Origin of the sequence: Vibrio intestinalis, assembly GCF_025195085.2 — a bacterium.
GTDB classification, from domain to species: Bacteria; Pseudomonadota; Gammaproteobacteria; order Enterobacterales; family Vibrionaceae; genus Vibrio; species Vibrio intestinalis.
In genome coordinates this window covers 400622-406849 of sequence record NZ_JANAVY020000003.1, presented here as the reverse complement: position 1 = coordinate 406849, position 6228 = coordinate 400622, and the positions used below count along the sequence as shown (strand labels likewise).

3 protein-coding genes are annotated in these 6228 nt (G+C 46.1%); 1 reads left to right on the top strand and 2 read right to left on the bottom strand.

From position 1 onward, the window contains the following. Positions 1 to 327 precede the first annotated feature (327 nt). Positions 328 to 1332 (bottom strand): ornithine carbamoyltransferase, encoded by a 1005-nt coding sequence (gene argF / locus MU515_RS08145; RefSeq protein ID WP_260259923.1) that lies wholly within the window; start codon positions 1330 to 1332, stop codon positions 328 to 330. A 131-nt stretch (positions 1333 to 1463) separates the two neighbouring features. Then, a complete protein-coding gene (locus tag MU515_RS08140; RefSeq protein ID WP_260259922.1) occupies positions 1464 to 2840 on the bottom strand; it encodes a PhoH family protein in 1377 nt (458 codons plus the stop codon). Between the two features lie 435 nt (positions 2841 to 3275). Here MU515_RS08140 and rapA point away from each other — a divergent pair, with 435 nt between their 5' ends. Beyond that, positions 3276 to 6185 carry an RNA polymerase-associated protein RapA gene (gene rapA, locus MU515_RS08135; RefSeq protein WP_260259921.1) on the top strand — a complete coding sequence of 970 codons (2910 nt, stop codon included), beginning with the start codon at positions 3276 to 3278 and terminating at the stop codon, positions 6183 to 6185. Positions 6186 to 6228 lie beyond the last annotated feature (43 nt).

Genomic DNA, 6228 nt, shown 5'->3' with positions numbered 1-6228 from the left:
TCCATGTTTATCCTACCGCCTCGAAGAGAAGATAGAAGTTATCCTCGATGGGTTAAGTTGAAACCCAAGAAGTACGCAACAAATAGGAAAAATGCCAGTCAGCTTAACTGACTGGCATTACCCCAATAAGGGAGGCTTTAAAAATCGGTGAACGTTGTAAAATAGGCCATCAGTAAGCATGTTTGCTTACGGCAAGTAAAGCGCATTGTAGAACACGAATTACGTGGCATTTTTTACAACCTCCAGACAAATTGCCGAGCATTATACGCTGAAGTTTTGTGAGCGCAAGCGATTACGTCGCGCTTCTGTTTGTCACCTTTTTGAAGTTTAGCTACCGAGTGTGGCGACCATCACAGCCTTGATGGTGTGCATGCGGTTTTCGGCTTCATCAAACACAATCGAATGATGAGATTCAAACACTTCTTCAGTAACTTCTAGCCCTTTCATACCGTACTTTTCTGCCACTTCTTTACCCAATGTAGTTTCATCGTTATGGAAAGCGGGTAAACAGTGCATGAACTTCACCTGTGGGTTACCAGTTTTAGCAATGGTTTCCATATTGATTTGATACGGCTTCATTAGCGCTACACGCTCTTCCCAAGCTTGTTGCGATTCACCCATTGAAACCCAAACATCGGTGTAGAGGAAGTCGCAACCTTTTACGCCTTCTTCGACGCTCTCCGTTAAGGTGATTTTGGCTCCCGTTTGCTTGGCAATGGCTTGGCAAGTGTCGACGAGTTGTTGCTCTGGCCAGAAGGCTTTTGGTGCCACTAAGCGAATATCCAATCCCATTTTTGCCGCGCCAACCATAAGAGAGTTGCCCATGTTATTCCGCGCATCACCAAGGTAGGCCAGTTTCATTTCATGTAGCTGCTTACCTCGGCCATGTTCAAGCATCGTTAGCAAATCGGCCAAGATTTGCGTTGGGTGAAACTCATCGGTTAGGCCATTCCACACAGGCACACCGGCATGCTCAGCCAGTTCTTCTACAATCGCTTGACCAAAGCCTCGGTATTCAATGCCGTCGTACATTCTTCCTAGTACACGCGCGGTATCTTTCATTGACTCTTTATGACCAATCTGGGAGCCAGAAGGGCCGATGTAGGAAACTTGAGCGCCTTGATCAAAGGCAGCTACTTCAAAGGCACATCGAGTTCGGGTTGAGGCTTTTTCAAAGATTAGTGCAATGTTCTTACCTTGCAGTTTTGGCTGCTCAGTACCTGAATATTTCGCCTTTTTTAATTCTGCAGACAGATCCAACAAGAATTGAATTTCTTGCGGAGTGAAGTCGAGCAGTTTGACAAAGCTGCGGTTACGTAAATTAAAAGCCATGCCTCATTCCCTTATTGTTAGTCGCGACCAATGAAGGATTTAGTTAAACATAAAAATGTATATATTGTGAATAATTATTTTAAAAAAAACCGATAAAAGTCTTTTTTATCGGTTTTGGTGAGTAATTATGTTTATAGGTTTTCTTCTGCGAACTCTGCGAGACGGCTTCGTACTACACCATTTAGGTGTATGTTGGCGCTACCTTCAAAGTCTTTAAAGCGCTCGACCATATAGGTTAATCCTGACGTGACAGGGGTTAAGTAATGGGAGTCGATTTGCGCCAAGTTACCAGAGCAGACAATTTTAGTGCCTTCACCACATCGGGTGATGATGGTTTTGATTTGTGAGGCCGTGAGGTTTTGACACTCATCGAGCAATACGAACGCATTTTGAATCGAGCGTCCGCGCATGAAGTTAATTGATTTGAACTGAATATTGGCCTTATCGCAGATGTATTTGAGTGAGCCTTCAGTGCAGTGGTCATTCTTATGTAGCGCCTCTAAGGTATCGGTCACCGCGGCAAGCCATGGCAACATCTTCTCTTCTTCTGTTCCGGGCAAGAAGCCGATGGATTCACCAATATCAGGTGTATTACGAGTAACAATGATTTTGTCGAACATTCCTTTTTCTATGGTTTGTTCTAGTGCGGAAGCGAGCGCCAGTAGCGTTTTACCGCTCCCCGCTGCGCCGGTCAGAATTACCAAATCAATATCAGGGTCGAGGAGGGAGTCTAAAGCCATCGCTTGGTAGATGTTTTTCGGCGTGATATCCCAAGCTCGACGGTGCATTAAACGTTCGCGGCTGAGATCTTTAAGTGTGAGTTTATCGGCTTCAATGTCTGTAACCCGACCAACAAAGTCGCTGCCTTCATCAATCACATATTGATTGAGATAAGTGGGATCAAAAGGTTCTCGAGCTAAGGTATGGAACGTTCGGCCTGCCAAATTTTTACTTTCGACTTGGTCAACACTCTCCCAGAAATGTCCGGATACCTGTTGAAACCCTTTGGTCAGGTATTGAACATCATCGATCAGTTGGTCAGTTCGATAATCTTCCACAAAGCGAACGCCGGCGCCTTTGGCTCGCAAGCGCATGTTGATGTCTTTGGTAACCAGTATCACTTCGCGCGGTGCACGTTTGTTTTGTAAATACAGCACCGCATTTAGGATGCGATTATCACCGGCTTTATCGGCAAAGGCTTTTACGGTTTCTTGCAGTTCGAAGTCGGCCAAAATCGCGATATGACCGGTATCATGTTTATCGCGGTTAATTGGAATCCCTTCAGAGATCTCGTCGGGAGTCGATTCTTTAAACAGCGCTTCTAACGCGCGGATAGCCACTCTGGCATCCCGCGCCACATCGCGTTTGCTGTCTTTGATTCGATCGAGTTCTTCTAATACGGTCATTGGAATGACTACGTCGTGTTCTTGGAAGGAATAAATAGCGAAAGGTTCGTGAAGAAGGATATTGGTATCAAGTACGAAAAGTTTTCTATCCGTATCACCCATAAGCGTCTCCTGCCTGAGTCGGCGTGCTGCTGTACAGATCTGTTTGCCTGTCTTCAACTGCGCTGCTGAACGAGCGGGGAGTCAAAGACTGCAAACCCGTGTAGTTCGACCTTATGCCCTCTATTTAGTCGAGGGTAACGCTGGGGTGACGCAAGTGGTTAAGTAAAGCGATGCCCCATGCGTTAACGTAAGTATAGGCAATCCACACTACTTGTTGTGCCACCGTTTTCTTACACTTTGATGTCACGCTGAAGGCGTAAAAATATTTGTCGTGAAATGCGGGCTTTGTACGTGACCAAAGTCACAGCTTGCAGTAATATTAGCGACCTTTTTCTGCGCCATCGCTGACCTATAATTACCCTCGTCAGCCGCCTTTGAAATGGCGTAAGAACAGCTAAGATAAATAATAAATTTATTAAATGAGGTAGTCGATTCATGACATTTGCTTTGGGCCAACGTTGGATCAGCGATACGGAAAGCGATCTGGGTTTAGGAACTGTAGTAGCATTGGATGCTCGCACTGTGACATTAATGTTTGCCGCTTCTGAAGAAAACCGAGTCTATTCGCGTAACGATACGCCTGTTACTCGCGTGAGCTTTAATGCTGGAGATACAGTAGAAAGCCAACAAGGTTGGTCATTGAAAGTTGAGCAAGTGATTGAAGACCAAGGTCTGTTTACTTACGTTGGTGTACGTGAAGACACTGAAGAAGCGGATGTTGCTCTGCGTGAAATCATGCTGAGCAATCAGATTCGTTTTAATAAACCTCAAGATAAGCTGTTTGCTGGTCAAATTGATCGTATGGACAACTTTGTTCTGCGTTACCGTGCATTGGTGAATCAATATCAGCAGCACAAAAGCCCGATGCGTGGCCTATGTGGCATGCGCGCTGGTCTTATTCCTCATCAGCTATACATTGCCCATGAAGTCGGTCGCCGTCATGCACCACGTGTACTTCTGGCTGATGAAGTTGGCCTAGGTAAAACTATTGAAGCCGGCATGATCATTCACCAACAAGTGTTAGCGGGTCGTGCAGAGCGCATTCTTATCGTGGTTCCAGAAACTCTACAGCACCAATGGTTAGTAGAGATGATGCGTCGCTTTAATCTGCATTTCTCTATTTTTGATGAAGAGCGCTGCATTGAAGCATTTGCCGAATCAGATAACCCATTTGATACCCAACAATACGTATTGTGTTCATTAGATTTCCTACGTAAGAGCCGTAAGCGTTACGAGCAAGCGCTAGAAGGTGAATGGGATCTCTTAGTCGTCGATGAAGCGCATCACCTTGAGTGGAGCCAAGAAAAACCAAGCCGTGAATACCAAGTGGTTGAAGGTTTAGCGGAAAAGACACCAGGTGTCCTTTTGCTCACCGCAACCCCAGAACAGCTAGGTCGTGAGAGCCACTTTGCTCGTCTACGTCTGCTAGATTCTGATCGCTTTTACGATTACGAAGCGTTTGTAAAAGAAGAGGAGCAATACGCACCAGTTGCGGATTCAGTTAGTGCGCTTTTCTCAGGTCAAACTTTGGCGGACGAAGCGAAAAACCAAATTACAGAACTGCTGTCAGAGCAAGATGTTGAACCTTTGTTCCGCATTATCGAAAGCGATAGCGAAGAAGAAGCCAAAGCGGCAGCTCGCCAAGAGCTGATCGATAACTTAATGGATCGTCATGGTACTGGCCGCGTGCTATTTAGAAATACACGCGCTGCGGTAAAAGGTTTCCCGAAACGTAATGTTCACCTTATGCCGATGGCGATTCCGCAGCAATACACGACGTCTATGCGCGTGGCTGGCATGATTGGTGGCAAAATGACACCAGAAGCGCGTGCGATTAAGAACCTTTACCCAGAAGAGATCTTCCAAGAGTTTGAAGGTGATGATGCAAGCTGGTGGCAGTTTGACTCTCGCGTAAACTGGTTGATTGAGAAAGTAAAAGATAAGCGTGCAGAGAAGATTCTAGTGATTGCTTCACGTGCCAGCACAGCGTTGCAACTAGAACAAGCTCTGCGTGAGCGTGAAGGTATTCGCGCAACAGTATTCCATGAAGGCATGTCGATTCTGGAGCGTGATAAAGCAGCCGCTTACTTCGCTCAGGAAGAGGGTGGTGCTCAAGTGCTTATCTGTAGCGAAATCGGTTCAGAAGGTCGTAACTTCCAGTTCGCGAATCAGCTAGTGATGTTTGATTTACCATTCAACCCAGATCTGCTTGAGCAACGTATTGGCCGCTTGGACCGTATCGGTCAAAACCGCGATATCGATATTCACGTACCATACCTAGAAGGTACGTCACAAGCGATCATTGCTCGTTGGTTTGACGAAGGTCTGAATGCGTTTGCGGAAACGTGCCCGACTGGCCGCTCGGTTTACGATCAATATTCAGAAAGCTTAATTGAGATGCTAGCTTCAGGTGATACCACCGAACTAGACGACATCATTGACCAATCTGCGAAGATGAACAAAGAGCTAAAATCGCAGCTTGAGCAAGGCCGTGATCGTCTACTAGAAATGCATTCAAACGGCGGTGAAAAAGCGCAAGCCATCGTAGATAGCATTGCTTCGACTGACGGTGATACTAACCTAGTGACGTTTGCCCTGAGCCTGTTTGATACCATTGGTCTTAACCAAGATGACAAAGGTGAAAACGCATTGGTGGTAACGCCATCTGAGCACATGATGGTACCAAGCTACCCGGGCCTACCTTATGAAGGAGCAACTATTACCTTTGATCGTGAAACCGCACTTTCTCGTGAAGACATGAACTTCATTAGTTGGGAGCACCCAATGATCCAAGGCGGTATTGATCTGCTTATGAGCGAAGGCGTGGGCGTGACTGCTATGTCTTTATTGAAGAACAAAGCTCTGCCGGTTGGCACTATGCTGCTTGAGCTGATCTACAAAGTGGACGCACAAGCACCAAAACGCAGCGGTATTGCTCGCTTCCTGCCTGCTACGCCAATCCGCATTATGTTGGATGGCAAAGGCAATGACTTGTCTGAGCAAGTCGAGTTTGAAAGCTTTAACCGTCAGCTAAGCCCAGTAGGCCGTCATATCGCAACCAAATTGGTTTCTTCCGTTCAAGCGCAAGTACACCAGTTGATTACCGCAGGTGAGGCTCTGGTCGGCGATAAAGTGACTAAGATTCGCGAACAAGCTCAGCAAGAGATGCAAACCAGTTTGAACGCTGAGCTAGAACGTCTACAAGCGTTGAAAGCGGTTAACCCAAATATCCGTGATGAAGAGATCGAAGCTATCGATGAGCAGATTAAGCAGCTAACCGGTTACATCTCTCAAGCGCAATACCAATTAGATTCACTGCGTCTGATTGTTGTTTCGCATAACTAGCCTAGAATCTAAATCATTAAGCCATTTCCGGTGGTTCGCCTAA

What these genes read in the sequence shown, in the direction of transcription:
- argF (WP_260259923.1), bottom strand. Translation starts at nt 1,332, where the DNA reads ATGGCTTTTAATTTACGTAACCGCAGCTTTGTCAAACTGCTCGACTTC.
- MU515_RS08140 (WP_260259922.1), bottom strand. Translation starts at nt 2,840, where the DNA reads ATGGGTGATACGGATAGAAAACTTTTCGTACTTGATACCAATATCCTT.
- rapA (WP_260259921.1), top strand. Translation starts at nt 3,276, where the DNA reads ATGACATTTGCTTTGGGCCAACGTTGGATCAGCGATACGGAAAGCGAT.